This window comes from Amycolatopsis circi, assembly GCF_003385235.1.
Lineage (GTDB): Bacteria > Actinomycetota > Actinomycetes > Mycobacteriales > Pseudonocardiaceae > Amycolatopsis > Amycolatopsis circi.
In genome coordinates, this window is sequence record NZ_PQIA01000007.1 from 14,643 (window position 1) to 40,221 (window position 25,579).

At 69.5% G+C, this 25,579-nt stretch carries 24 protein-coding genes; 8 read left to right on the top strand and 16 right to left on the bottom strand.

Annotated elements, in window-relative coordinates:
* Positions 1-3 precede the first annotated feature (3 nt).
* Both D0D37_RS03135 and pdxR read right to left on the bottom strand, forming a co-directional pair.
* Positions 4-435 (bottom strand): CBS domain-containing protein, encoded by a 432-nt coding sequence (locus D0D37_RS03135; protein WP_116198976.1) that lies wholly within the window; start codon positions 433-435, stop codon positions 4-6.
* 98 nt (positions 436-533) lie between these two features.
* Positions 534-1,943: a MocR-like pyridoxine biosynthesis transcription factor PdxR gene (pdxR, locus tag D0D37_RS03140; protein ID WP_116198977.1), complete on the bottom strand. Its 1,410-nt coding sequence runs from the start codon at positions 1,941-1,943 to the stop codon at positions 534-536.
* An 81-nt stretch (positions 1,944-2,024) separates the two neighbouring features.
* On the opposite strand from pdxR, the gene D0D37_RS03145 reads away from it, so the two are divergent.
* Positions 2,025-2,603: a TIGR03086 family metal-binding protein gene (locus D0D37_RS03145; RefSeq protein WP_116198978.1), complete on the top strand. Its 579-nt coding sequence runs from the start codon at positions 2,025-2,027 to the stop codon at positions 2,601-2,603.
* Here the strand turns inward: D0D37_RS03145 and D0D37_RS03150 are convergent.
* Complete coding sequence (locus D0D37_RS03150) at positions 2,596-3,375, bottom strand: neutral zinc metallopeptidase (RefSeq protein ID WP_425266890.1); 780 nt, start codon at positions 3,373-3,375, stop codon at positions 2,596-2,598. The genes D0D37_RS03145 and D0D37_RS03150 overlap by 8 nt on opposite strands.
* 230 nt (positions 3,376-3,605) lie before the next feature.
* Between D0D37_RS03150 and D0D37_RS03155 the strand changes: the two genes are divergently transcribed.
* Entirely contained in the window at positions 3,606-5,615 is a 2,010-nt protein-coding gene (locus tag D0D37_RS03155; RefSeq protein ID WP_116198980.1) for a prolyl oligopeptidase family serine peptidase, read from the top strand.
* Here D0D37_RS03155 and D0D37_RS03160 read toward each other — a convergent pair.
* From D0D37_RS03160 to D0D37_RS03170, 3 genes are read right to left on the bottom strand one after another with little or no spacing between them, the layout of a single operon-like run.
* Positions 5,612-6,214 (bottom strand): hypothetical protein, encoded by a 603-nt coding sequence (locus D0D37_RS03160; RefSeq protein WP_208719772.1) that lies wholly within the window; start codon positions 6,212-6,214, stop codon positions 5,612-5,614. The genes D0D37_RS03155 and D0D37_RS03160 overlap by 4 nt on opposite strands.
* A gap of 20 nt (positions 6,215-6,234) precedes the next feature.
* Positions 6,235-6,756, bottom strand: coding sequence for a hypothetical protein (locus D0D37_RS03165; protein ID WP_116198982.1), 522 nt, complete (start codon positions 6,754-6,756; stop codon positions 6,235-6,237).
* A 5-nt stretch (positions 6,757-6,761) separates the two neighbouring features.
* Positions 6,762-7,583: a S1 family peptidase gene (locus D0D37_RS03170; RefSeq protein ID WP_116198983.1), complete on the bottom strand. Its 822-nt coding sequence runs from the start codon at positions 7,581-7,583 to the stop codon at positions 6,762-6,764.
* A 135-nt stretch (positions 7,584-7,718) separates the two neighbouring features.
* Between D0D37_RS03170 and D0D37_RS03175 the strand changes: the two genes are divergently transcribed.
* Genes D0D37_RS03175 through D0D37_RS03185 form a run of 3 tightly spaced genes read left to right on the top strand, consistent with a single transcriptional unit; the run spans position 7,719 to position 9,212 of the window.
* Positions 7,719-8,276 carry a TetR/AcrR family transcriptional regulator gene (locus D0D37_RS03175; protein ID WP_162834057.1) on the top strand — a complete coding sequence of 186 codons (558 nt, stop codon included), beginning with the start codon at positions 7,719-7,721 and terminating at the stop codon, positions 8,274-8,276.
* 5 nt (positions 8,277-8,281) lie between these two features.
* The gene (locus tag D0D37_RS03180) at positions 8,282-8,809 is read left to right on the top strand and encodes a DUF4865 family protein (protein ID WP_116199058.1); all 528 of its coding nucleotides are present in this window, start codon (positions 8,282-8,284) and stop codon (positions 8,807-8,809) included.
* 10 nt (positions 8,810-8,819) lie between these two features.
* Positions 8,820-9,212 (top strand): tautomerase family protein, encoded by a 393-nt coding sequence (locus D0D37_RS03185; protein WP_116198985.1) that lies wholly within the window; start codon positions 8,820-8,822, stop codon positions 9,210-9,212.
* 17 nt (positions 9,213-9,229) lie between these two features.
* Here D0D37_RS03185 and D0D37_RS03190 read toward each other — a convergent pair whose 3' ends face one another.
* The 5 genes from D0D37_RS03190 to D0D37_RS03210 form a co-directional block, all read right to left on the bottom strand.
* Positions 9,230-9,658 (bottom strand): cytotoxic translational repressor of toxin-antitoxin stability system, encoded by a 429-nt coding sequence (locus D0D37_RS03190; protein ID WP_116198986.1) that lies wholly within the window; start codon positions 9,656-9,658, stop codon positions 9,230-9,232.
* Positions 9,655-10,125: a prevent-host-death protein gene (locus tag D0D37_RS03195; RefSeq protein ID WP_244223358.1), complete on the bottom strand. Its 471-nt coding sequence runs from the start codon at positions 10,123-10,125 to the stop codon at positions 9,655-9,657. Before D0D37_RS03195 ends, D0D37_RS03190 begins: the two co-directional genes overlap by 4 nt.
* Positions 10,126-10,243: 118 nt before the next feature.
* Positions 10,244-13,060, bottom strand: a complete 2,817-nt coding sequence (locus D0D37_RS03200) for a vitamin B12-dependent ribonucleotide reductase (protein WP_116198987.1) — start codon at positions 13,058-13,060, stop codon at positions 10,244-10,246.
* Positions 13,061-13,098: 38 nt separating this feature from the next.
* On the bottom strand, positions 13,099-13,590 hold the full coding sequence (gene nrdR / locus D0D37_RS03205; RefSeq protein ID WP_037809784.1) for a transcriptional regulator NrdR: 492 nt from the start codon (positions 13,588-13,590) through the stop codon (positions 13,099-13,101).
* Between the two features lie 307 nt (positions 13,591-13,897).
* Positions 13,898-15,556 (bottom strand): LysM peptidoglycan-binding domain-containing protein, encoded by a 1,659-nt coding sequence (locus tag D0D37_RS03210; RefSeq protein ID WP_244223359.1) that lies wholly within the window; start codon positions 15,554-15,556, stop codon positions 13,898-13,900.
* A gap of 455 nt (positions 15,557-16,011) precedes the next feature.
* On the opposite strand from D0D37_RS03210, the gene lexA reads away from it, so the two are divergent.
* The gene (lexA, locus tag D0D37_RS03215; protein ID WP_162834058.1) at positions 16,012-16,671 is read left to right on the top strand and encodes a transcriptional repressor LexA; all 660 of its coding nucleotides are present in this window, start codon (positions 16,012-16,014) and stop codon (positions 16,669-16,671) included.
* A 145-nt stretch (positions 16,672-16,816) separates the two neighbouring features.
* On the opposite strand, the gene D0D37_RS03220 is transcribed toward lexA, so the two are convergent.
* Genes D0D37_RS03220 through D0D37_RS03230 form a run of 3 tightly spaced genes read right to left on the bottom strand, consistent with a single transcriptional unit; the run spans position 16,817 to position 19,873 of the window.
* Entirely contained in the window at positions 16,817-17,824 is a 1,008-nt protein-coding gene (locus D0D37_RS03220; protein WP_244223360.1) for an esterase-like activity of phytase family protein, read from the bottom strand.
* Positions 17,825-17,877: 53 nt separating this feature from the next.
* The gene (gene hflX, locus D0D37_RS03225; protein WP_116198989.1) at positions 17,878-19,323 is read right to left on the bottom strand and encodes a GTPase HflX; all 1,446 of its coding nucleotides are present in this window, start codon (positions 19,321-19,323) and stop codon (positions 17,878-17,880) included.
* 43 nt (positions 19,324-19,366) lie between these two features.
* On the bottom strand, positions 19,367-19,873 hold the full coding sequence (locus D0D37_RS03230; RefSeq protein ID WP_116198990.1) for an ArsR/SmtB family transcription factor: 507 nt from the start codon (positions 19,871-19,873) through the stop codon (positions 19,367-19,369).
* A gap of 58 nt (positions 19,874-19,931) precedes the next feature.
* Between D0D37_RS03230 and D0D37_RS03235 the strand changes: the two genes are divergently transcribed.
* Positions 19,932-21,185 (top strand): MFS transporter, encoded by a 1,254-nt coding sequence (locus tag D0D37_RS03235; RefSeq protein ID WP_116198991.1) that lies wholly within the window; start codon positions 19,932-19,934, stop codon positions 21,183-21,185.
* A gap of 9 nt (positions 21,186-21,194) precedes the next feature.
* Positions 21,195-23,696, top strand: coding sequence for a valine--tRNA ligase (gene valS, locus D0D37_RS03240; RefSeq protein ID WP_116198992.1), 2,502 nt, complete (start codon positions 21,195-21,197; stop codon positions 23,694-23,696).
* On the opposite strand, the gene dapF is transcribed toward valS, so the two are convergent.
* On the bottom strand, positions 23,697-24,524 hold the full coding sequence (dapF, locus tag D0D37_RS03245) for a diaminopimelate epimerase (protein WP_116198993.1): 828 nt from the start codon (positions 24,522-24,524) through the stop codon (positions 23,697-23,699).
* Between the two features lie 9 nt (positions 24,525-24,533).
* Positions 24,534-25,454, bottom strand: a complete 921-nt coding sequence (miaA, locus tag D0D37_RS03250; protein ID WP_116198994.1) for a tRNA (adenosine(37)-N6)-dimethylallyltransferase MiaA — start codon at positions 25,452-25,454, stop codon at positions 24,534-24,536.
* Positions 25,455-25,579: the final 125 nt, after the last annotated feature.

The window sequence follows — 25,579 nt, forward strand, 5'->3', positions numbered from 1 at the left end:
GCGTCAGCCCTGGGCGATGTAGGCCTCCAGCTGTTCCTGGCTCTGTTCCAGCTGCTCCATCCGGATCTTCACCACGTCGCCGATGCTCACGATGCCGGCGAGGCGCCCGCCGTCGAGCACCGGCACGTGCCGGATCCGCCGTTCGGTCATCACGACGCTGAGCTGGTCCACCGGATCGTCCGGGGAGCAGCTGGCGACCAGGGTGGTCATGATGTCCGCGACCGGTCCCTGCAGGACGGAGGGCCCGTGGTCGTTGAGCTTGCGCACGACGTCGCGTTCGGACACGATCCCGGCGATCCCGCCCTCGGCGTCGACCACGACCATCGCGCCGACGTTGTGCCGGGCGAGCCCCGCCAGCAGCTCGGCGACCGTCGTCCCTGGCGACACAGTGGCGACCGTCGCGCCCTTGCGCTCAAGCAAATCCGCAATCCGCATGGCGATGCCCTCTCCTCGGTGAGTCGGGTCACCACAGGTTAGGGCCCCGCCGCCGAGTGCGAAAGTCCAGCGGGACGCGTCCGTTCGTGGTAACGCGCTCAGCCGTCGAACACTCGGCGCAACCGGGCGAGCCCGGGTCCGATCCGCTCGGTCGCGATCGCGCCGTAGCCGAACAGCAGCCCGTGCCGCCGCGCCGCCACGGAGAAATCGCCGAGCGAAAACAGCCGGACGCCCGCCCCGGCCGCCTTCCGCGCGAAGCCGCGCAAGTCCCGGTCCGCCGACGCGCTCAGGTGCAGACCGGCCGACGCTGGCACCGGTTCCAGCACGTCGCCGAATTCGGCACGGAGGCCGTCCACGAGCAGGTCGTGGCGGGCGCGGTAGATGCCGCGCATCCGGCGGACGTGCCGGGCGAATCCGCCTTCGGCGATGAACGCCGCGACCACTGCTTGCTCGATGCCCGGGGAATGCCAGTCGGCGAGGTATTTCGCCTTCACGATCGCCTCCGCCAACGCGGGCGGCGCGGCGAGGAAACCCAGTCGCAGCGCGGGCGACAGGACTTTCGAAAACGAGCCGACGTAGACCACCCGGCCGTGAGAATCCAAGCTGTGCAACGGTTCCAGCGGACGCCCGGTGTAGCGGAACTCGGTGTCGTAGTCGTCCTCGACCACTACCGCCCCGTTGTCCTCAGCCCAATCCAGCAACGCCCGCCGACGCGACGGCGACATCGCGACACCGAGCGGGTACTGGTGCGACGGCGTCACATGCACCAGGCGCGTCCCCGGCGGGATCGCGTCGACCACGATGCCCTCGTCGTCCACCGGAACCGGCGCGACGCGCACGCCGAGCGTGCCCAGCAGCAGGCGCGGCGGCGGGTAACCGGGATCCTCGACCGCGGCCAGGTCGCCGGGCCGCAACAGAACCCGCACGACGAGGTCGATCGTCTGCTGCGCGCCCGAAGTGATCACGAGGTGTTCGGGGCGCACGCGAACGTTCCGGGACACCGCAAGGTGCCGTGCGAGTTCGGCGCGCAGGCGGGGATCGCCTTGCGGTTCGCCGTAAGTCATCAGTTCCGCGCGGGAACTGCGCAACGCCTGTGTCGTCAGCCGACGCCAGGTGTCGAACGGAAACAGCCGCACATCCGGGACTCCAGCACGGAAATCGAACTCCGGCGGGTTGGTGAACGCTCGCGGCGGCGCGGGCACGTCTGTCCACTCTGGACGCGGTTGGACGCCCTCCGCGAGCCCAGTTGGTTCAGCGGGCCTCGGCGCGGCGCCGGCCCGCACATAAGTACCGGCTCCGACTCGGCCGGTGAGGAAGCCTTCCGCGGTGAGGCGTTCGTACGCCGCGGTGACTGTGGTGCGCGAAACGGCCAGCTGGTGGGCCAGTTCCCGGGTCGGCGGCAGTACGTCGCCGTCGCGCAGCCGCCCGTCGAGCACCGCTTCGCGGATCTGGCGGTAGATCTCGTCGCGATGGCCGCGGGTGCCGGACAGGTCGAGGTGCAGGTCCACGCGTCCAGCCTAGATTGGTCCACCGCAGTTGGCTCCGGTTTGGCTCTCTTCCTGGACCGATCCGCGGGTTAGCGTGAGCCCATGACCACGTTCGACCTCGACCGGCAGTCCCTGCTCGTCCTCGACCCGATCGTCGCGAAGACCACCGCGGCGGACCTCGACCGGCCCACGCCGTGCGCCGGCTGGACGCTCGCCGACCTGCTCCGCCACCAAGTCAGCGAAAACCGCGCCTTCGCCGAAGCAGCGCGCAACGGCTCCGCGAAGGACTGGGACAGCGGCCAGCTCGGCGAAGACCCGTACGCCGCGTACGCAGCTTCGGTGACCGACTACCTCGCCGCGTACGGCGAAGCCGACGTCGCGGAACGCCAGATCGCCATCAACACCTTCGGCACCTTCCCGGGCACAGTCGCGATCGCGATGCACCTCGTCGACACCGTCGCGCACGGATGGGACCTGGCCAAGACCCTCGACGTCGCCTACGACCCGGTGCCGGAAGCGGTGCACGCCGCCCTGCAGTTCGCGCTGATGATCCCGACCGACCCGAAGGAACGCGTCGAGCGCGGGACCTTCGCGCCGGTGGTGCCCGTCAGCACCGACGAAAGCGAACTGGACCAGTTCCTCGGCCTGCTGGGCCGCGACCCGGAATGGCGCGTCAGCTGACCTTGTCCGCCGGAGCCGACCAGGTGTCGCAGGCGGCCGGGCCGGTGCCGGTGTACCCGGCTTTCGCCCAGGCCAGCTGGTTCGCGCGGGTGCCGTGGTCGCCGCTGTCGTCGGCGCGGCCGAAGTCGGCGACGGCGGCGTTCGCGGTGGCCCGGCTGATCGACCCGCGGTCCGCCGCGGCGTTGAGGAACAGCGCGCCGAAACAGTTCGCCTGCAGCTCGATCCGGCGCACGACGGCCTTGTCCGCGTCGCTGGTCGGCTCCGGCGAACCCATCTCCGCGCTCGCCGCGTCGAGGATGCCGCTCTCGCGCTGGACGTGGTGGCCGTATTCGTGCGCGAGCGTCGCCAGATGCCGGGCGCGGCTCAGCCCGGCGTCCGCCAGCATCCAGTCGGTGGGCGCGTAGATCGTGGCGTCGCCGCCGCAGTAGTACGCGACCGCTTCGTCCCGGGACGGCGCGCTGCCGCAGGCGCTGGTCTTCGGCAGCGTGACCGACACCTTGACCGGCAGGTTCGGCTCGTCCGCCTTGTCCAGCGCGGGCTGCCACGCCTGCTTCAGACAGCTGACCAGCGCGGTGTAGAAGGTCTTGAGCTGCTCCGCGTCCCGGCTGAGCTCCGGCAGGTCGCACGACGCGGGACCGAGCGCGACCCCCTCGGCCAGCAACGGATTGCCGCTGAGCTTGCGCACCGGTTTGGCGTCCTGGCGCTCCGGCGTCGCGTCGGCGTCCGGAGCCGCGATCGCGTGCCCGGACACCTCGTGCGGAACCACGGCCATAAGCGCGAGCGTGCCCGCGACGATCGCTATCGCGACGACGGCGCCCAGCGCTCTGCCCGGCTTTCGTCGCGGCGGAGCCTGGGGCGGTGGCGGAGGCCACGAGCCTCCGGCGTAATACGTCATTCCTCCCCCTCCCGACCAGCATACGGAGACCGCGAGCCGCCCTGGATCACGAAACGGGAACGCCGGGCTCCTGGCCTGATCCGCGACCGGCAGCGAGACTGGACGCTATGACTGTCGAAGATCCGTACCTGTGGCTGGAAGACGTGACGGGCGACGAGGCGCTCGAATGGGTCCGTTCGCGCAACGCGGAGACGCTGGACGTGCTCACCGCGAGCGAGAGGTTCGGGCAGCTGCGGGACTCGATCCGCGAGGTGCTCGACGCGGGCGGCCGGATCCCGTACGTCGCGCGCCGGGGGACGCACTACTACAACTTCTGGCAAGACGCCGAGCACCCGCGCGGGCTGTGGCGGCGCACCACGCTGGAGCAGTACCGCACCGCCGAACCGGAATGGGAGATCCTGCTCGACGTCGACGCGCTCGCCGCGGCCGAGGACGAGAACTGGGTCTGGAAGGGCGCCGCGGTGCTCCGTCCCGGGCACCGGCTCGGCCTGGTCCAGCTCTCGCGGGGCGGCGCGGACGCGACCGTCGTCCGCGAGTTCGACCTCGACGCGCACGAGTTCGTCGCGGACGGCTACACCCTGCCCGAGGCGAAGCACCGGATCGGGTGGATCGACGCCGACCGGGTGTACATCGGTACCGACTTCGGCCCGGGTTCGCTGACCACGTCCGGCTATCCGCGGCTGGTGAAGGAATGGCGGCGCGGCACCCCGCTCGAAGACGCGGTGCTCGTCGCCGAGGGCAAGCCCGACGACGTCGCGGTGATGGCTTACCACGACCCGACCGAGGGCTTCGAACGCGATTTCGTGCGCCGCGCGATCGATTTCTACCGCACCGAGCACTTCGAGCGGACCCCGTCCGGACTGGCCAAACTGGACCTGCCCGAGGACGTCGAGGTGTCCACGCACCGCGAATGGCTGCTCGTGCACCCGCGCAGCGCCTGGACTGTCGGCGGCGCCGAGCACCCGGCGGGCACGCTGCTCGCGATCGACTACGACGCGTTCAAGTCGGGCGACCGCGAGTTCACCGCGCTGTTCACCCCGGACGCGCACACGTCGCTGGACTACTACACGTGGACCCGCAACCACCTCCTGCTCGCGACGCTGCATGACGTCAAGTCGGAACTGCGGGTGCTGACGCCAGGCCCGGACGGCTGGGCGGAGGCGGAATTGGGCGGTGCGCCGGAATTCGGCAGCGCGCAGATCGTCGACACCGAACCGGACGTCGACGACGAGTACCTAGTGGATTCTTCCAGCTACGTCCAGCCGTCCACGCTCACCCGCGGCGTCGTCGGCGGTGATGTCGAGGTGCTGAAGCAGGCGCCGGCATTCTTCGACGCTGCCGGGATTGAAGTCAGCCAGTACTTCGCGACGTCGGACGACGGCACGAAGATCCCCTACTTCGTAGTCCGCCCGCCCGGCGCGGAAAACGGCCCCACGCTGCTGTACGGCTACGGCGGTTTCGAGGTTTCGCTGACCCCGTCGTACGGCGGAGTCGTCGGCCGGTCCTGGCTGTCGCGCGGCGGCACGTACGTGGTCGCGAACATCCGCGGCGGCGGCGAATACGGGCCGGAATGGCACATGCAGGCGGTGAAGGAGAACCGGTACAAGGCGTTCCAGGACTTCGCCGCGGTCGCGCGCGATCTCGTCTCGCGAGGCGTCACGACGAAGGAACGGCTCGGCATCCAGGGCGGCAGCAACGGCGGGTTGCTGATGGGCGTCATGCTCACCCGCTACCCGGAACTGTTCAGCGCGATCGTGTGCCAGGTGCCGCTGCTCGACCTGAAGCGCTACCACCTGCTGCTGGCCGGTGCTTCGTGGATGGCCGAATGGGGCGACCCGGACGTCCCGGAGGAGTGGGAGTACATCTCGAAGTACTCGCCGTACCACAACGTTTCCACCGGCGGCGAGTATCCGCCGATCCTCTTCGTCACCTCCACCCGCGACGACCGCGTGCACCCCGGACACGCGCGCAAAATGGCCGCGCGGATGCGCGAGCAAGGCCATGATGTGGAGTACTTCGAGAACATCGAAGGCGGGCACGGAGCGGCCGCGGACAACGAACAACTCGCGTTCCGTTCGGCGGTCGCGTACGAATTCCTCTGGTCGAAGCTTTCCTAGACCAGTCCCCGGGGCCGCGCCCGCACGCGCGGCCCCGGGCGCACTGACGGTCCTTTGTGGACGTCCGCGAGAGCCCGCTCGAACCGCGCCCAGGCGTCGGTGACGAACGCGAGCCACGGCACGCCGAGCCGTCGCAACGCGCGTCCGTGCCCGACCAGTACGCCGCCGGTTTCGAGTACCGCCCTAGCTCGCCATCTTGCGCTCGCGGTGATTCTTTGCCACCGCAACCGGTCCACGTGATAGCCGAGCCGCCGTTCCAACCCGGCGAACACTCGTGCGGCGACCTCCGTGGTGACCCGGTCGCGGGTGCCGTCCCGCAACGCACGGTAGTAGCCGAGCGCGAGGACGTCGGAGATCAGCTGGCTCATCACGTCGCTTCTCGCCGCTTCGGGAGCCGCGGTTTCGAGCAGCCGGGTGACCAGTTTCGCCTGGTACCGCTGGTCTTCTGCGATCGCCTGATCCGGCGCGCGCTGGAACCGGCGGACGCTGCGCGCCACCACCGGATCCAGCCGCGCCCCGCTCCCCCACCCCGGCTGCGGCCGGACCTTCCGCCGCCGCGCCTCCGCCTCGAACACCGCACTCCAGTCCACGGCGGTCATGCTGCCGTCCGGATGTGCCGTTACGACGGGGAGGTTGTGGAGATTCGGTGAAGCTGCGGGACGACCAGCGCGGCGGCGGCCCAGTGGAACACTTTCGGGTCGCCCAGACCGGATTCGGTGAGCCATCGGGCCGCCTGGTGAGCCGCGGCCGCGTCCTCGATCAGTCCGTAGCGTCCGGGCAAGATGCCAGTCGCTGCATGGACGTCTTCGACCAGACCGCCGAGGCAGTGCCAGGTGTGCCAAAGTCCGCCGTCGTAACCGACCAGCTCGAACCCGAGCAACTCGCCGGACGTGCTCGAACCTTCCTCGATCCGCCCGACGACAACGCTGGTCTCGGCATTCCAGCCGTCCGCGATGATCTCGCGGACGATCGGCTCGGCTTCATCCGGGGTGAAGCCCACTTCGAGCACGTGAAGCCCGGTCTGCCGAGCAAGGGCGAGATCGCGGAACCAGTCGTCGTGCACCTCAGCCACGCACTCGCTGATCGACACGAGCTCGCTGGTCCGCTGCACGGCACGATAGCCCGCTGAAACGAGAGTCACGACCGCTAGTTTCCTCCGCGGTTCGCCCAGATCGTCCGCCGGATCCAGTCTGCGTACGCGGGCACGCTGCTGTACAGCCCCGGACCGCCCGCGCAAGTCGAACGCGCGTTGCCCGGCCCCGAAGTCACCCCGATCAGCTCCCATCGCCCGCCAGCCCCGCGCCGGACCTGCGGGCCGCCAGAATCGCCGATGCACGCCATCGCTTCCGGCCTCGGACTGACCGTGCACAACCGCGTCCGGCCCGCGTAACCCGGGCTGCATTCCGACTCCGCGCCGCGTCGAACATCCAGTTCCTGCAGCCGTTCCGCGAACCGCGCCTTCTTGAAGTCGTACGTGTCGACGGTCGTGCCGAACCCGAGCAGCCGCGTCGGCGTACCGGGCGCGCCCGGCCGAGACGCCAGCCGAACCGGCTTCTCGACGACAGGACGATCCAGCTTGATCAACGCGATGTCGTTGCGGTTGAAGGGAATCTTCTCGCTCTGCAGCGCGTAGCCCGGATGCGTGACCACCTGCGCGATCCGGCGAACGGTGCCGCCGGAATGCTGCCGCTCGCTGCCGATCCGGACGGTCCCGTCCGGGGTCACAAGGGTCGAGTCCACGCAGTGCCCCGCGGTCACCACCCACTGCGGGTCGATCAGCGAAGCACCGCACACGCCGCGGTCGCCGGTTTGGCTGACCGTCTCCGAGATGGACGCCATGAACGGGTAGCGCTGCGTCGAATCGCCGCCCTTCACGATCGCCTCGGCAGTGCCGGTCGAGAACAAGGCGGTGCACACCGCGGCGGCCATCGTCACGGCGACCGCCCGGCGGCCAGCAGACTTGATCACGGAGAAGTCCTTTCTTTCGGCTCCTCGTCAGCCTGCCCGGCCAAGATCATCCGGACCATCCGGACAGCCGGACTCCCTGCGGTAGGGCCTGCCCCCATCCTTGTCTCTGTACCTACTAGTATGTACGCTGTCGTCATGTCCACCAGAGACCAGCTCGTCGCGAGCACGCAGGACCTGTTGTGGGAGCGGGGGTACGTCGGCACCAGCCCGAAGGCGATCCAGCAGCGCGCCGGGGCCGGACAGGGCAGCATGTACCACCACTTCGCGGGCAAGGCCGACCTGGCGCTCGCCGCGATCCGGCAGAACGCCGACGAGCTGCGCGCCTCCGCCGAGGCCGCGCTCGCCCAGGGCACGACCGCGGTCGAACGCGTTTCGGCCTACCTGTCGCGCGAACGGGACGTCCTGCGCGGCTGCCCGGTCGGCCGGCTGGCGCTGGACCCCGAGATCGTCGCGAACCCGGAATTGCGTGCGCCGCTGGAAGAAACGTTCGACTGGCTGCGCGGCCGTCTCGCCGAAGTGCTCGCCGAGGGCATCGCGAACGGCGAACTGCCAAGCGATCTCGACCCGGCCGCGACGGCGACCACGCTGGTCGCGGTGCTGCAGGGCGGATACGTCCTCGCCCGCTCGTCCGGGACGGTCGAGCCGTTCGACCAAGCGATCCGCGGAGCGCTGGCCCTCCTCGGTCGGCGGTGACGTCGATGTACGCGATGCAGTACGAGATCGACCTGCCCGACGGCTACGACATCGAGCACCGAGTCGACACCCGAGGCCACCGCACCGACGCGTTCCCCGGCCTGGGCCTCAAGGCGTATCTGGTGCGCGACAACCACTACGCGCCGTTCTACCTCTGGACCGACACCGCCGGAATGAGCCGATTCCTCTGGGGCGGCGGCGGATTCGACGGCATAGTCCAGGATTTCGGCCGACCGCCAGTGCGGCATTGGACCGGCGCGAGCTGCCTTGCCGGTCCAGCGCGGGCTACCTCCCCGAAGTTCGCGACCAAACGCGGCCGCTTGCTGCCGGACTCTGGCGAAATCGAACGCGAACTCGACGAACTCGCGCAGCTGTCCCGAAACCCGGCCGTGCACACCACCGCACTGGCCGTCGACCCACTTCGCTGGGAAGCCGTGCGCTTCACCCTCTGGACCACTGCCCCGACCGAGGACACCGACGTCCGGTACCGCGTGCTTCACCTGTCCCGCCCGAACATCGACCAGCTGAGCTGAGAGGTCCCCCATGCCGCTCGTCCGCATCGACGTGCTGTCCGAACCCAACGCCGACCGCCTCCCCGCTATCGGAGAAGCCGTGCACCAGGCGATGACCGAAACCATCGACGTCCCCGTCGACGACCGGTTCCAAATCATGACGAGCCACGCCGCCGACCGATTGCGCTACGACCCCGGTTACTTCGGCGTCCGCCGCGACGACGACATCGTGTATATCGCGATCACCTTGCGAGCCGGCCGCACGAACGACCAGAAAACCGCGCTGTACCGGCGCGCCACCGAACTCATCGCCGAGGCAACCGGGATCGAACCGCGGAATGTGTTCTTCAGCTTGACGGAAAACCACGAGGTGGACTGGTCGTTCGGCGAAGGGGTCGCGCAGATGCTGCCGCCGACGCCCTGAAAACGTCCCCCGCCTGATCAAGCATTTTCGGCCCAGTAACGCTGAACCCTGGCCACCGCCTCGTCTTTGCTCATCCCGGCTACCTCGGCCTCATCGAGGCCCACGCGCGAAAGCAGCAGATAGACGAGATCGGCGGGCAGGGCTCCGACCGGCGGCTCACGGGTCCCGCGCGCCGGTTTGACGCCGTCCTGCACACAGGCCCAGAAGTCCGGTTCACCGACGTCGAGCTGATCGCGGAGAATGTGCTTCCACAGGCCCGGTCCGTAACCGCTGCGGTCCACCGGATGCGAAATGCGGGTACGGAGTATCCGGCCGTCGACAAGATCGAGTTCGTAAGTGACGTGATGCGTTCCCGTTCGCCCGCGAGCGTCGCGCACTCTGCGCCATTCTTCGACCTTGCAGAACGTCTCGTGGTCGTCGCGAGTCGGCTGCGGCCAGGAAGTCATTGCGCCGCACCGACAAGCCAGTCGCGCAATTGCGCGTCGTCGCTGAAGCTGATCAGCTGCACCAGCCCCCAATTGTCCCGGTGGTTCGGAGCGTTCAGCAAGCGCTCCTGCCAATCCTGCGCGTACTCCCGCAGGGCGTCGACCATTTCTTCAACCGCCTCGTCGAACGACGCACCGTCCGCGGACACCGGCAGCCCCGGAATGAACACCGACCAACCGCCGGCCTCAGGGACGACCTGCGCGTGCGACGGAACAACGGAGGCAAGAACGTGGCGCAGGCGCACGACATCCACCACAGCGGTCGTCGCGGAATCGCGCCGGACTGTCGCGACGAGCCCCTTCTCAGCGGCATCCAGCAAATCCTTCAAATGTGCACGCGCATCCGTGTAGCTGTCGTAGTGCACAGCAGACATGTCAGCCTCCCAGTCGGTCCCCACCAGCATGCCCCACAGAAGCAAGTACGTCAAGTACTTAACGTACTTACCCCGAGAGTCGCGATCGTCAGCAGACAAAAAATCGGAGCTGGGGCAGCAGGTGCTGCCCCAGCTCCGATCGATCATTCAGCCGTCGAAGAAATCCTCGTGCTCAGCTGCAACCGGAAGTGGCCCCGCAGCCCTCGCAGGCGTAGCACGATCCGGCGGGGCGCATCTTCGTTCCGCAGGTCATGCAGAGCGGCGCGTCCGCTGCCTTGCCGAGGTGGAGTTCCATCAGCTCGGCCGTGCTGTGCGCGTCCCGTGCGGAAGGGTCCGATGTGGACTCCTCCGTACGGGCCGGCGACGAGTCCACGCTGCTGCGCAGCGCGTCGATGTCGAGGCTCTGCCCGCCGTAGTTCGCTTCGACCTCGGCCGAGCGTTCGTCCGCGGTGAAAATGCCCAGCTGGGCCCGCTTTTCGTACGGCAGGTAGTCGAGTGCCAGGCGGCGGAACAGGTAGTCCATGACGCTCGTCGCGATCCGGATGTCCGGGTCGTCGGTCATGCCCGCCGGTTCGAAGCGCAGGTTGGAAAACTTTGAGACGTAAAACTCGAGCGGGATGCCGTGCTGCAGGCCGACCGAGATGGACATCGAGAAGGCGTCCATCACGCCGGACAGCGTGGAGCCCTGCTTGCCGAGCTTCACGAAGATCTCGCCGAGACCGTCGTCCGGGTACGAGCCCGCGTGCAGGTAGCCCTCGGCACCGCCGACGGTGAACGACACCGTCTGGCTCGGGCGCTTCTTCGGCAGGCGGCGGCGCACCGGGCGGTATTCGACGACCTTCTCCGGCTCGGCCTCGACCGCGGCTTCCTTCTTCTTCCCCGTCGACAGCGGCTGGCCGACCTTGCAGTTGTCACGGTAGATCGCGAGCGCCTTGAGGCCGAGTTTCCAGCCCTGGAAGTAGATCTCCTCGACGTCCTCGACGGTCGCCGACTCCGGCATGTTGACCGTCTTCGAGATCGCGCCCGAGATGAACGGCTGCACCGCGGCCATCATCCGCACGTGGCCCATCGGCGCGATCGACCGGTCGCCGACCGCGCAGTCGAACACCTCGTAGTGCTCGGGGCGCAGGCCCGGCGCGTCGACCACGTGGCCGTGCTCCGCGACGTACTCGACGATCGCCTCGACCTGCTCGGCCTGGTAGCCCAGCACCTGCAGCGCGCGCGGCACGGTCTGGTTCACGATCTGCATGGACCCGCCGCCGACGAGCTTCTTGAACTTCACCAGCGAGAAGTCCGGCTCGATGCCCGTGGTGTCGCAGTCCATCATGAAGCCGATGGTGCCGGTGGGAGCGAGCACCGAAGCCTGCGCGTTGCGCCAGCCGTTGCGGACGCCCAGCTCGATGCCCTGCTGCCATTCCTGCGACGCGAGCGCGCGAACCGCCGCGTCGTTGCTGTGATAGGTGCGGACCAGCTCGTTCGCCGCGGCGTGCTTGCGCATGACGCGCTGGTGCGCCTCGGCGTTGCGGGCGTAGCCCTCGTACGGTCCGACGACGCCGGCCAGTTCGGCCGAACGACGGTAGGACACACCGGTCATCAGGGACGTGATCGCGGCGGCGAGCGCGCGGCCGCCCTCCGAGTCGTACGCGTGGCCCAGCGCCATCAGCAACGCGCCGAGGTTGGCGTAGCCGATGCCAAGCTGGCGGAATTTGCGCGTGGTGTCGGCGATCGGCTCGGTCGGGAAGTCGGCGAAGCAGATCGAGATGTCCATCGCGGTGATGACGAACTCGACGGCCTTCGCGAACAGCGGCGCGTCGAACGTGCCTTCTTCGGACACGAACTTCAGAAGGTTGAGCGACGCGAGGTTGCAGCTCGAGTTGTCGAGGTGCATGTACTCGCTGCACGGGTTGGACGCGGTGATCCGGCCCGATTCGGGGCAGGTGTGCCAGTCGTTGATCGTGCTGTCGTACTGAATGCCCGGGTCGGCGCATTCCCACGCCGCCTGCGCCATGCTGCGGAACAGCTTCTTCCCGTCGGTGCGGTCGATGACCTCGCCGGTGAGCCGGGCGCGCAGGCCGAAGTCCGTGCCGTTCTCGACGGCGTGCATGAACTCGTCGGACACGCGGACCGAGTTGTTCGCGTTCTGGTACTGCACCGAGGAGATGTCGGAGCCGGAGAGGTCCATGTCGAACCCGGCGTCGCGGAGTACCTTGATCTTTTCCTCTTCGCGCGCCTTGGTCTGGATGAACTCCTCGATGTCCGGGTGGTCGACGTCGAGCACGACCATCTTCGCCGCGCGGCGGGTGGCCCCGCCGGACTTGATGGTGCCCGCGGACGCGTCGGCGCCGCGCATGAACGAGACCGGGCCGGACGCGGTGCCGCCGGAGGTGAGCAGTTCCTTCGAGGACCGGATCCGAGAGAGGTTGAGGCCCGCGCCGGAACCGCCCTTGAAGATCAGGCCTTCCTCGCGGTACCAGTTGAGGATCGACTCCATCGTGTCGTCGACGGCGAGGATGAAGCAGGCGGACACCTGCTGCTTCGAGGACGTGCCGACGTTGAACCAGACCGGGGAGTTGAAGCTGAAGACCTGGTGCAGCAGCATCCAGGTGAGTTCGTGCTCGAAGATCTCGAGGTCGGACGGGCCTGCGAAGTAGTCGTGCTCGGCGGCGGCCTTCACGTAGGTGCGCACCACGCGGTCGATGAGCTGCTTGAGGCTGCTCTCGCGCTGCGGGCTGCCGACCGCGCCGCGGAAGTACTTGCTGGTGACGATGTTGGTCGCGTTGACCGACCAGAACTCGGGGAATTCGACCCCGCGCTGCTCGAAGTTGACGCTGCCGTCGCGCCAGTTCGTCATGACGACGTCGCGGGTCTCCCACGCGACCTCGTCGTAGGGGTGGGTCCCCTCGGTGGTGAAGACCCGCCGGACGGTGAGGCCCTTGTTCGGCTTCTTGTTCTGTCCGGCCGCCGCGCCGGTTCCCACGGTTTCGGTCATGCGGTCCTGTCCCTCGCTCCCCGCGACCCGGTGACGGCTCAGTCGTCGCCGGCGCGCTCGCCTTCCTGGTCCTCCGCAGTTCCCGCCATGGCTTTCCGCAGGTCCGAGATCTCCTTCTCGAAGTCCTCGACCGAGGAGAAGGAGCGGTAGACGCTGGCGAACCGGAGATACGCGACGCCGTCCAGCTCCCGCAGCGGGCCGAGGATGGCGAGGCCGACCTCGTGGCTGGGGATCTCGGCAAGGCCGGCGGAGCGGATCGACTCCTCCACGCGCTGCGCGAGCTTCTGCAGCGCGTCGTCGTCGACCGGACGGCCCTGGCAGGCCCGCCGCACGCCGTTGACCACCTTGTCCCGGCTGAACTGCTCGGTGGCGCCGGACCGTTTGACCACGGCCAGCACCATCGTCTCCGACGTGGTGAAACGCCGGCCGCATTCGGCGCACGAACGCCGCCGCCGGATCGCCTGTCCCTCGTCCACCTCTCGGGAGTCGACGACCCGAGAGTCCGCATGCCGGCAGAACGGGCACCTCATCCGCCGATCACCTTCCCCTCCGCGCCGGTCGATTCCTGTCCCGACCGGCCCCTGCCGCCACGCTACGGCCTGGACCGCGGTCACCGCGCGCGACCCCGCGCCTGGTGATCGACTTGTGGACACCCGGTGGGCAACTGCCGGTCGGCTGTGGACAACTGCCGCCAGTCTACCCCTACCTGTGGACCAACTACAGCGGTGTAACTACTAGATATAGGGGTAGACCTTAGATCGCCTCCGGGGCGGGCGCAAGAAACCCGAGAGGGTGAAAGACCGGTTGCGCAAGATGCGACCGGGTGGTTTCCGGCAGTCATGATCCGGCGGCACCCGATCCTTCGCCTGATTCCGCGCCCGAACCGGTGCCGGACCAGGCGACCGGCACGGTGAGCGGCATGCCGGGCAGCAGCGCGGTGTCGTCGAGGTTGTTGAGTTCCTTGATGCGTTCGACGACCGCGCCCTGGTCGGCGTTCGGCGCGAACCGGGCGGCGAGCGCGCCGAGCGAATCGCCGGGCTGCACGGAAACGGACGCCGTCCGCGACGGCACCGGACCGCCGGCCACTCCCGCGCCGAAGACGCCGAGCCCGGTGACGATGAGGCAGGCCGCGAAGGCGATCGCGAACAGCCACGGCCACCGCACCGACGGCCGCGCCCCGGTCTGGCAGGCGACGCCGCCGCGCCGTCCGGCGACGACCCGCTCCCGGGACGGCGGCCGCAACGGCTCGCCGCGCCGCTCGCGCGCGGTGCGGCCCGGGTTGGCCGGAAGCGCGGCGGGGATGTGCCGGACAGCGGTGCGACCGCGCGCCTCGCGGGGCTTGCGAGTGGGGGCTTCTTCGGTTTCGACGGCCGACCGGGTCGACGTCTGGAATCCAGCTCGCTCAGCGGACCGGACCGCGGCGCGACCGCGAACCTCACCGGGCTCGCGAGCAGGAGCTTCTTCGATTTCGACGACCGACTGCGTCGACGCCTGGAACCCGGCTCGCTCGGCGGACCGAATCGCGGCGCGACCGCGCGCCACGCGAGGCTCGCGGGCAGGGGCTTCTTCGATTTCGACAGCCGACCGGGTCGACGTCTGGAATCCAGCTCGCTCAGCGGTGCGGCCGCGAACCTCACTGGGCTCGCGAGCAGGGGCTTCTTCGATTTCGACGACCGACCGGGTCGACGTCTCGAATCCAGCTCGCTCCGCGGCGCGGCCGCGCGCCACCCGGGACTTGCGAGCGGGGGCTTCTTCGGTCTCGGCTACCGATTGCGTCGACGTCTGGAACCCGGCTCGCTCAGCGGACGGGACTGCACCGGCAGAGCACAGTTCGGAAACTTCGGCCGCGGTCGCCCGCGTGCCTCGCTCGGCCGAGGGCGAGAAACCGGCAGATTTCACGGCCGACCGCGCACCGGCGCGCCCGAGAACCTCGCTCGCCTCTCGTTCGAGTGGCATCGGCTCGGCCGAGGACCCGAACTCAGCGGGCGCGTCCGCCGACCGGGCACCAGCGCGCCGGGACGCACCGCCAGGCACCGGCCCGGAGTCGGCCAGTTCGCCACCGGCGAGCCCAGCCTCCGCAGCCGCCCGCCAGGCGCGCCGCCGTCCGGGTTCGCCGCGCGAACCTCCCCGAGACTCGCCGCCCCGGCCTCGCCGCGAGTCGCTGCGGCCTCCCTCGCCGCGCGGACCCTCGCCGGACCGATCCGCGCCAGGACCGCGCCGGGCACCGGTCCGTCCGCGAAGCTCGACCACCTCGCCGGAACCGTCCGTCCGGCCCGGATCAGCGCCCGATTCGGCTCCGGAACTCTCCGGAACACCATCCTTTCGGGTGGCGTCGACGCTCTCCGCACGCTGCCGTGACCGGCGCGCCGGGGTGCCGGACCCGGGTCCCCGGCGGGGCGGGACCGCCTCGTCCGGCGCACCGCCGCCCTCGGCGGGGCGGCCGGCGGGGACGGGCCGAAGCGGGCGGACGAGCCCGCGATCTGCCAGGATCGACATGACGGAACCTCCTCGTGACCTGCGGATCCGTCCGGTCCGAGCCCTATCACCTGCGGCGCAGCGGTCCGGATCGAACAGGCGTTCTATCGAACGTCCGTGCGAAGGTCTACCACCCCGCACCGACAAAATCGAGAGGACACGGCGTGTCGATCGAACAGATGTTTGAAATCGTCGCGCGCGGTGACTAACGTCGGTGACCAGGACATCTGCCGGACCGGCTCCGGCGGGTGCCGCCGGACGGGCGTTCGCGGAAAACGCGGATCCCGGACCGGCGCACGCGGACACGCGCGGGACGCCGACACGGCGGCCGCGGGACGGCTGGAGGCGACGCAGCGTTGGAGAAGGACACGGTGAAGGGCACCGCGGCGAAGGGGGCCAAGACGGCCTCGCGGGGCAAGGCGTCCGCACGATCCGCGCGCGAATCCGGCCACCAGAGCACGGGGAAGGTGAGCGCCATGCCGGAGGTGTACGACGTGGACGAGACGCTGACCGTCCGCCAGCAGCAAGTGCTCGACGTCATCCGCACGTGGGTGAGCCGCTTCGGCTACCCGCCGAGCGTGCGCGAGATCGGCGAGGCGGTGGGGCTCACGTCCACGTCCTCGGTGTCGCACCAGCTGCGCGCGCTGCAGCGCAAGGGCTACCTGCGCCGCGACGCCAACCGGCCGCGCGCGGTGGGCGTCCTCGCGGCCACTGACGACAACCCCATGGGCATCGAGATGGACCAGCAGCCGTCCGTCCCGAAGGCGGCGTACGTGCCGCTGGTCGGGCGGATCGCGGCCGGCGGTCCAGTGCTCGCCGAACAGGCCGTCGAGGACGTTTTCCCGCTGCCGCGCGAGATCGTCGGCGAGGGCGAGCTGTTCCTGCTGAGCGTCACCGGCGATTCGATGGTCGACGCGGCCATCACCGACGGCGACTGGGTCGTCGTCCGGCAGCAGCCCGCCGCCGAGAACGGCGACATCGTCGCCGCGATGATCGACGGCGAGGCCACGGTGAAGACGTTCAAGCGCAAGGACGGGCACGTGTGGCTGATGCCGCACAACGAAGCGTACGAGCCCATTCCCGGCGACGACGCGTCGATCCTGGGCAAGGTCGTGGCGGTACTGCGCCGCCTCTGACCGGCTCGCTCCCCCGCGTCTCGTGAGTGGCGATGCCGGTTAGAACCGGCATCGCCACTCACGAGCCCTAAGCCCGGGCCACGACGAACCTTCAGGCTTCGGTTGATGGCGCGTTCGCCAGTGGACGTTGCGGTTGCGAACCGGGTCAGGAGCGGCGACGTTTCCTGACCAGCAGAAACCAGGCGGCGAGAACGACGACCGCGGCGACAGCGGCAACGGGGACAAGCGGGAAACTGCCGCTGTTTTCCTCGGCTGGTTGAGGTGCCGCGGCACCGCCGGGCTTCGGCTCGGACGCTTTCGGCGTGACCAAGGCCGTCGCGTTTCTGATGGCACGCATGGGTTCGCCGATGCCTTCGCCCGCGGACAGCAGAGTGCCGTCCGGTTCGAAAGCAATGGCTTCGCCTTGTTTTTCGTTCGGCAGCGGAATCCGGACGGGTTCTCGTTGCAGCGCTGCCGCCACGTCGCCGTCCGGGGCCGCGTACAGATACGCGTCCGTGTAGGTCCGCAGGGCGATGACTTTGCCGTCCGCGCTGGTCGCGCCGCCGGTGATCAGTGCCGAACCGAATGAGCCGACCGGACCGCCGGGAGTGTCGGTGCTGCGGACGCGCAGGGTGCCGACCTGCTCCAGTTTCGTCGGGCCGGGCGTCGCCAACGGACCCGAAGGCTGGTAGACCTTGGAAGTGCCCAGCAAGTCCTTGGTCACCAGGAATGGCGTGCCGGACTGGTCCAGGACCAGGGCTTCGGTGTCGTGCGGACCGTCCGGATAAGTCAGGCGATGCACGACGGCCGCGCCGCCGGACGGTTTCAGCTCCAGCAGGGCGACGGTTTCGCGCTTGGCGCGGTTGTCGCCGGTGTCCGACAGCCACAGAGTGCCGTCTTTGCCTCGAGCGAGATCTTCGACGTCGTACGGATCCGTCGGATCGGTCAGGACGTCCTTGACCTGGCATTTCCGGTCCAGGACGAAGACCTGCACCTTGGTGCCGCCGTCGTTGATGGCGTACCAATGCTCGCCGTCGGAAACCAGGCCGGACAGCTCGTTGATGCGCTTGTCCGTGATCTGGCACAGCGTTTCCGGAGAAGGAGCAGGAGCCGCCGCGGCCGGGACAGCGCCCGCGAGCATCAGGACAGCCGTCAGTGCCAGGACGACCCGCACCAGTTCACCTCCGTAGTGCACGACCCGCTCGGGCCGTGCACTACGGAAGACGTTCAGAGCGCCGAGGCGTTGGTCTCGAACGCTCGCAGAGCCGCGGCGAGATCCGGCCGGACCCGCACCTGCAGGCGCGTTCCGTCGGCGACGTGCTCCTCTTCCAGCACCTCGCCCTCCGCGTGCGCCCGCGACACGAGTTCGCCTCGCGAGTACGGGACCAGCACGTCGATCACCGTTTCCGCGCGCGGCAGCCGCTCGGCCAGTACCTCGGCCAGGTCGGCCACGCCCGAACCGGTGCGTGCCGAGATCTGCACCGAACCGGCCAGCGCGTGCCGCAGCCGGGCCAGGGTGACCGCGTCGGCCGCGTCGGCCTTGTTGATCACCAGAAGCTCCGGCGGGAGCGGCTCCTTGCGGCTGCGGGTGATCTCGGCGAGCACCTCGCGCACCGCGTTGACCTGGTCCTCCGGGGCCGGGTCGGAACCGTCGACGACGTGCAGGAGCAGGTCGGCGTCGGCCGCCTCCTCCAGCGTCGAGCGGAACGCGTCCACCAGCTGGTGCGGCAGGTGCCGCACGAACCCGACGGTGTCGGTGAGGGTGAACGTGCGCCCGTCGGCCGTCTGCGCCCGGCGCGTGGTCGGGTCGAGGGTGGCGAACAGCGCGTCCTCCACCAGCACCCCGGCCCCGGTCAGGGCGTTGAGCAGGCTCGACTTGCCGGCGTTGGTGTAGCCGACGATCGCCACGCTCGGCACCTCGTTGGCCACGCGCCTGCCGCGCTTGGTCTCGCGGATGGTGTCCATCGCGGCGATCTCCCGGCGCAGCTTCGCCACGCGCTTGCTGATCCGCCGCCGGTCCGTCTCCAGCTTCGTTTCACCAGGCCCGCGCAGGCCCACGCCGCCGTTCGCGCCGCCCGCGCGGCCGCCGGCCTGCCGGGACAGCGCCGAACCCCACCCGCGAAGCCGCGGGACGAGGTACTGCAGCTGGGCCAGCTCGACCTGCGCCTTGCCCTCCTTGGAGCGGGCGTGCTGGGCGAAGATGTCGAGGATCAGGGCGGTCCGGTCGATCACCTTGACCTTGACCTTCTCCTCCAGCTGGCGCAGCTGGCCGGGCGAAAGCTCGCCGTCGCAGATCACCGTGTCGGCGCCGGTCGCCACGACGATGTCGCGCAGCTCGCGCACCTTGCCGGACCCGACGTAGGTCGCCGGATCGGGCTTCTGGCGCCGTTGGACGATGCCTTCGAGCACCTCGGAGCCCGCCGTCTCGGCCAGTCGCGCCAGTTCGGCCAGCGACGCCTCGGACTGCTGGGCGGTGCCTTCAGTCCACACGCCGACCAGCACAACGCGCTCCAGCCGAAGCTGCCGGTACTCGACCTCGGTGATGTCCTCGAGTTCGGTGGACAGGCCCGCGACCCGGCGCAATGACGCGCGGTCCTCGAGCTCCATCTCCCCGACCGAGGGGTCGTAGGGGTCGTTGTCGTCGTAAAAGTCTTCGTGTGTCTGTTCTGTCATCGTGCCTCCATAGTCCCACGTTTCGGCGTGGGAGCCGAGCGGATTACCTGCTGGGATAAACCGAGACGTACACCGCGGTGCGTTCCGCGCCCGGATCGCGGGGCCGGGCCTTGAATTCTTCGAGCAATCCGTCGAGCCGCCGCTTGAACTCCGCGACTTCCCCGGCGGGCACCTGGACCACGAGCCGGGCGGTGTCCGTCTCCGCCAGGTCTGCCTCCGCCAGTTCGGCCAGATAGGCCTCGAGCATCGCCTCGTTGATCACGACCGGGTCCGCGTCGGCGTTGTCCAGCTGCCAGGAAAGCCCGGTGGACAGGTACGGGATCTCCTTCGCCCCGCGCGCGCCTCGCCGAGGTTCCTGCGGAACGAGAAAACCGGTGTCGACCAGCCGTCGCACGTGGTGCAGGGTGGTCGCCGGGTCACGGCGCAACCGCGCCGCCAGTTCCTTGTTCGTCATCGCTTCAAAAGTGGTCAACCGGATGATGCGCAGCCGTATTCCGGACGCGAGCGCGGCCGCCTCGGCTTCGGTGGAGGGACGTCGGGCTAACGGCATCGCCCCAGCCTAAACAAAGTGATTGACTCTTTCCAATCACTCGACAACACTCGATCGGGTGCGTCGAGACTCGTTGTTCTTCCACGCCGACTTCCGCAGGCTGTGGGCCGGGGACACGGCGAGCCAGCTGGGGATGTTCGTCGGCATCACCGCCATTCCGCTGCTCGCCGCGGTCACGCTGGCCGCCACCCCGTTCGAGATGGGCCTGCTGACCATGGCCGAGACGCTCGGCTTCCTGGTCATCGGCCTGCCCGCGGGCGTCTGGGTGGACCGGATGCGCAAACGGCCGCTCATGCTCGCCGCCGACCTGGTCCGCGGGGTGCTGCTGCTCAGCATCCCGCTCGCCTGGTGGGCCGGCGTGCTCACGATGGCGCAGGTGCTGGCGGTCGTGCTGCTCGTCGGGTTGGCGACGGTCTTCTTCGACGTCTCCTACCAGGCGTATCTGCCCGCGCTGGTCGGCCGCGAAAGGCTGCTGGAGGGCAACGCGAAGCTGCAGGGCGTGCAGTCGTCCGCGCAGATCGCCGGACCGAGTGTCGCCGGGGTGCTCGTGCAGTTCGTCGGCGCGGCGAGCACGGTCTTGGTCACCGGCCTCGGCTACCTCACGTCCGCGCTGTGCCTGTGGCGCATCCGCACCGTCGAAACCCTCCCGGAACGCGCTGAGCACGACCGGCTGGTGCCGCAGATGCTCGAAGGCCTGCGGTTCGTCGCCGCCGACCGGCCGCTGCGCGCGATCGTCGCCTGCACCGCCACGTCGAACCTTTTCAGCGGCGTCGTGCAGGCGGTCGAGGTGCTGTTCCTGACCCGCACTGCCGGGCTGACGCCCGCCGCGGTCGGCGGACTGCTCGCGGCGAGCGGCGTCGGAGGCATCTCGGCCGCGCTGTGCGCCGGGCCGATCATCCGGAAGATCGGGCAGGCCCGCTCGATCTGGCTGGTCCCGATGCTGCTGTGGCCGGGAGGGCTGCTGGTCCTGTGCGCCGGGCCGGACTGGCGGATCGTGCTCTCCGGGCTGGGCATGGCCGCGTTCGGGTTCGGCGTGATCCTCTACAACATCGCGCAGGTCTCCTACCGCCAGGCCATCACGCCGGACCGGCTGCTGGGCCGGATGAACGCGAGCGTCCGGTTCGTCGTCTGGGGAGCGATGCCGCTCGGCGGGCTCCTGGGCGGCGGCCTCGGCGAGTGGCTCGGGCTCACCGGCGCGCTGTGGATCGGGGCGGCCGGACCGGTCGCGGGCGCGCTCTGGGTGGTCTGCTCGCCGCTGCGGCGCATGCGGGACCTTCCGACGGGCGCGGAAATCGCTGTACCCGCCCCGTAAAGTGCGGGCATGAACGAGAAGATCCCGCACAAAGTCGGCGTCGACGGCCTTGCCGCCAAATGGGTACCGGTGTGGGAACGCGAAGGCGTATACCGGTTCGACCGCGCGCGCCCGGACGTCTACTCGATCGACACGCCGCCGCTGACCGCGAGCGGTTCGCTGCACATCGGGCACGTCTTCTCCTACACGCACACCGACGTTCTCGCGCGCTACCAACGGATGCGCGGCCGTTCGGTCTTCTACCCGGTCGGGTGGGACGACAACGGCCTGCCCACCGAACGCCGCGTGCAGAACCATTTCGGCGTGCGCTGCGAGCCGTCGCTGCCCTACGACCCGTCCTTCACCCCGCCGGAAAAGTCCGGCAAGAACGCGATTCCGGTGTCGCGGCGCAATTTCGTGGAACTGTGCCTTGAGCTGACCGAAACCGACGAGAAGGTGTTCGAGGAGGTCTGGCGGAGCATCGGACTTTCGGTGGACTGGACGCTGGCGTACCAGACGATCGACCCGGCGACCACGGAGATCTCGCAGCGCGCGTTCCTGCGCAACCTCGCGCGCGGCGAGGCGTACCAATCCGAAGCCCCGACCCTGTGGGATGTCACCTTCCGCACCGCCGTCGCGCAGGCTGAGCTGGAAGATCGCGAACGACCCGGCGCGTATCACGATCTCGTGTTCACGGCCGACGACGGCGCGGAAGTGCTGATCTCCACTACCCGGCCGGAATTGCTGCCCGCGTGCGTCGCACTCGTCGCGCATCCGGATGACGAGCGGTACCACGGCCTTTTCGGGAAGACCGTGCGCACGCCGGTGTTCGGCGTCGAGGTGCCGGTGCACGCGCACCACCTCGCGGATCCGGAAAAGGGCACCGGCATCGCGATGGTGTGCACCTTCGGCGACACCACGGACGTCACCTGGTGGCGCGCGCTGCAGCTCGAAACACGTCCGGTGCTGGGCCGCGACGGCCGGTTCCGCGCCGAGCCGCCGCACGGCGTTCCGGCGGAGACCTACGAGCCGCTGGCGGGCAAGACTGTCCACACTGGACGCCAGATCGTCGTGGACCTCCTGCGCGAGGCGGGTGCGCTGCGCGGCGAGCCGAGGCCGATCACACATCCGGTGAAGTTCTACGAAAAGGGCGACAAGCCGCTGGAAATCGTCACCAGCCGCCAGTGGTACCTGCGCAACGGCGGCCGCGACGACGCCCTGCGCGCGAAACTGCTGGACCGCGGCGAGGAGCTGAACTGGGTCCCGCCGCACATGCAGGTCCGCTACCGCAGCTGGGTCGAGGGCCTGACCAGCGACTGGCTGGTCAGCCGCCAGCGGTTCTTCGGCGTGCCGATCCCGGTCTGGTACCCGCTGGACGCCGACGGCGAGCCGGACCACGACGCCGTGCTGGCGCCCGACGACGCGACCTTGCCGGTGGACCCGAGCACCGACGTTCCGCCGGGCTACGCCGAGGAGCAGCGCGGCGTGCCGGGCGGGTTCGTCGCGGAAGCCGACGTGATGGACACCTGGGCGACGTCGTCGCTGACGCCGCAGATCGCCGGGCGCTGGAGCCTCGACGACGACCTGTTCCGCCGCGTGTTCCCGTTCTCGCTGCGGCCGCAGGCGCACGAGATCATCCGCACCTGGCTGTTCTCCACCGCGGTGCGCGCCGAGTTGGAGGAAGGCGTGCTGCCGTGGCGGGACGCGGTGATCTCCGGCTGGGTGCTCGACCCGGACCGCAAGAAGATGTCGAAGTCGGTCGGCAACGTCGTCACTCCGGCGGATCTGCTGGAGCGGCACGGTTCCGACGCGGTGCGGTACTGGGCGGCGAGCGCGCGGCCAGGCGTGGACACGGCGGTCGACGAAGGCCAGATGAAGGTCGGGCGACGGCTCGCGACGAAGCTGTTGAACGTGAGCCGGTTCGTGCTCGGCCTCGGGACCCCTGCAGCCGAGTCGGTCGCGACGGAGCCGTTGGACCGGTCCGTGCTCGCCGCGCTGGCGAGGGTGATCGAGGAAGCGACGTCCGCGTTCGAGGCGCTCGACCAGGCGCGTGCGTTGCAGGTGACGGAGACATTCTTCTGGACGTTCTGCGACGACTACGTGGAGCTGGTGAAGGGCCGCGCGTACGGCGACCTCGGCTCGGAGGCAGCCGAATCGGCACAGGTGGCATTGCGGACGGTGCTGTCGGCGTTGGTGCGGATGTTCGCGCCGGTGCTGCCGTTCTCCGCCGAAGAGATCTGGTCGTGGTGGCAGGACGGTTCGGTGCACCAGGCGTCTTGGCCGACCGCGCCTGACGTCGACGGCGACGTCACGTTGCTGCCGCTGGCCGGTTCGGTGATCGCTGCCGTGCGCCGGGCCAAGTCCGACGCGAAGGTGTCGATGCGGACCGCCGTCGAGACGCTGTCGGTCACCGCTCCGGCCGACGTGCTCGAGGGCTTCGCCGGAATCGCCGAGGACGTGCGCGTCGCCGGCGTGGTGAACACCGTGGCCACGAGGGAAGGCGAACTCTCGGTGGCGGTGACGATCAGCTGATCAAGCGCCCGCGGCGAGCCACCAGGCTTCGTCCAGCTCGCCGCGGGCCACTATCTCGGCCGGTCCGGACAGCGTCGATTCGCCGCGTCCGACCGTGACCGACACCCGGCCGCCGGGGATGTCCACTGTGGACTCGCCGGTGTCCTTGCCCGCGAGGTGCAGCGCCGCGGCCACCGCGGCGACCGTCCCGGTGCCGCAGGCGCGCGTCTCCCCCACGCCGCGCTCGTGGACGCGCATCCGCAGCGCGCCCTCGCCGAGCACGTTGACGAACTCCAGGTTGACGCCCGACGGGAACACGTCGTGGTCGAAGTCAGGCTGGTCGCGCAGGTCAAGCGCGCCGATGTCGGTGTCGGTGACCGAAACCAGGTGCGGGTTGCCGACGTTCACCGCGACCCCGGAGAACGGCTGCCCTGCCACCACGGTGACCGACGTGCCGGTGATCGCCGCCGGGCCCATCTGCACGGTGACCGAACGGTCCGGGTGCACGACGACCGGCCGGTCTCCCGCGCGGGTGCCGATGACGAACTCGCCGTCCTCGGCCAGCCCGGCGTCGACCAGGTAGCGGGCGAAAACGCGGGTGCCGTTGCCGCACATCTCGGCGATCGAACCGTCGGCGTTGCGGTAGTCCATGAACCACTCGCCGGCTGACTCTTCGCCGATCGCCTTCGCGCGCACGACGCGCAGCACGCCGTCCGCGCCGATGCCCCGCTGCCGGTCGCACAGCGCCGCGACCCGCTCGGCGGTGAGGTCGAGGCGGCCGTCCGCGTCAGGCAGCAGCACGAAGTCGTTCTGCGTGCCGTGGCCCTTGAGGAATTCGATGCCGCCCATGCCTCCAGGCTACTGGTCGAGCGCGGCGAGGACTTGCGCGGCCAGATCCGCCGATCCGCCGTCGAACCACTGGATCCGCTTGTCGCGCCGGAACCACGAACGCTGCCGCCGCACGAACCGTCGAGTGGCCTGCGCGGTCGCCGCCGCGGCTGCCGCGAAGTCGCCTTCGCCGTCCAGTTCGGCCAGCACCTGCTGGTAGCCGAGCGCCCGCGAAGCGGTTTTCCCGTCCCGCAAACCGAGGCCGAGCAACGCGCGTACCTCGTCCACGAGACCGCCCTCGAACATCCGCTCCACCCGCAGGTCGACGCGCTCGTCCAGTTCGGCGGTCTCGCGGTCGACCCCGATCAGCACGGTGTCCCAGCGCGCCGGGCCCGGTTTCGGCAGATTCGCGGAGAACGGCTCGCCGGTGATCTCGATGACCTCCAGGGCGCGCACGATCCGCCGGGTGTTGGTGGGCAGGATCGCGGCGGCGGCGACCGGGTCGCGCTCCTCCAGCCGGGTGTAGAGCGCGGCGGTGCCGAGTTCGGCGGCCTCTTCGTCGAGCCGCGCGCGCACCTCGGGGTCGGTACCGGGGAAACGGAGGTCGTCCAGGACCGCTTGCACGTACAGTCCCGAGCCGCCGGTCAGCACCGGAACGCGGCCCGCGTCGAGAATCCGCTCGATCGTGCCGCGGGCATCACGCTGATAGGCGGCGACCGACGCGGTCTCGGTCACGTCGAGTACGTCCAGCAGATGGTGCGGGACCCCTCGCCGTTCCTCCGGAGTCGCCTTGGCGGTGCCGATGTCCATGCCCCGGTAGAGCTGGAGCGCGTCGGCGTTCACCACCTCGCCGTCCAGCGCCAGCGCCAGCTCGACGGCCAGCGCCGTCTTCCCGGTGGCGGTGGGGCCGACGACGGCCACCGGACGAGGCCGTTGAGCAGGGCTGAGCACGCTGCGAAACGCTACCCGGCCGGGGCGGGACGCGGGCACGGAGCGTCAAGGAGAAGTAGGATCAACGCTTTCAGGCGGCTCATCCAGTACCACGGCGCGCGCTGAGCTGCTTGAATGCCGCTGGG

Bases quoted from the DNA above. Each gene is read 5' to 3' on its own strand.
- D0D37_RS03135 (WP_116198976.1), bottom strand. From the start codon at position 435: ATGCGGATTGCGGATTTGCTTGAGCGCAAGGGCGCGACGGTCGCCACT.
- D0D37_RS03145 (WP_116198978.1), top strand. From the start codon at position 2,025: ATGACCACGTTCGACCTCGACCGGCAGTCCCTGCTCGTCCTCGACCCG.
- D0D37_RS03150 (WP_425266890.1), bottom strand. From the start codon at position 3,375: ATGGCCGTGGTTCCGCACGAGGTGTCCGGGCACGCGATCGCGGCTCCG.
- D0D37_RS03155 (WP_116198980.1), top strand. From the start codon at position 3,606: ATGACTGTCGAAGATCCGTACCTGTGGCTGGAAGACGTGACGGGCGAC.
- D0D37_RS03160 (WP_208719772.1), bottom strand. From the start codon at position 6,214: ATGACCGCCGTGGACTGGAGTGCGGTGTTCGAGGCGGAGGCGCGGCGG.
- D0D37_RS03175 (WP_162834057.1), top strand. From the start codon at position 7,719: ATGTCCACCAGAGACCAGCTCGTCGCGAGCACGCAGGACCTGTTGTGG.
- D0D37_RS03180 (WP_116199058.1), top strand. From the start codon at position 8,282: ATGTACGCGATGCAGTACGAGATCGACCTGCCCGACGGCTACGACATC.
- D0D37_RS03185 (WP_116198985.1), top strand. From the start codon at position 8,820: ATGCCGCTCGTCCGCATCGACGTGCTGTCCGAACCCAACGCCGACCGC.
- D0D37_RS03190 (WP_116198986.1), bottom strand. From the start codon at position 9,658: ATGACTTCCTGGCCGCAGCCGACTCGCGACGACCACGAGACGTTCTGC.
- D0D37_RS03200 (WP_116198987.1), bottom strand. From the start codon at position 13,060: ATGACCGAAACCGTGGGAACCGGCGCGGCGGCCGGACAGAACAAGAAG.
- nrdR (WP_037809784.1), bottom strand. From the start codon at position 13,590: ATGAGGTGCCCGTTCTGCCGGCATGCGGACTCTCGGGTCGTCGACTCC.
- D0D37_RS03210 (WP_244223359.1), bottom strand. From the start codon at position 15,556: ATGTCGATCCTGGCAGATCGCGGGCTCGTCCGCCCGCTTCGGCCCGTC.
- lexA (WP_162834058.1), top strand. From the start codon at position 16,012: ATGCCGGAGGTGTACGACGTGGACGAGACGCTGACCGTCCGCCAGCAG.
- hflX (WP_116198989.1), bottom strand. From the start codon at position 19,323: ATGACAGAACAGACACACGAAGACTTTTACGACGACAACGACCCCTAC.
- D0D37_RS03230 (WP_116198990.1), bottom strand. From the start codon at position 19,873: ATGCCGTTAGCCCGACGTCCCTCCACCGAAGCCGAGGCGGCCGCGCTC.
- valS (WP_116198992.1), top strand. From the start codon at position 21,195: ATGAACGAGAAGATCCCGCACAAAGTCGGCGTCGACGGCCTTGCCGCC.
- dapF (WP_116198993.1), bottom strand. From the start codon at position 24,524: ATGGGCGGCATCGAATTCCTCAAGGGCCACGGCACGCAGAACGACTTC.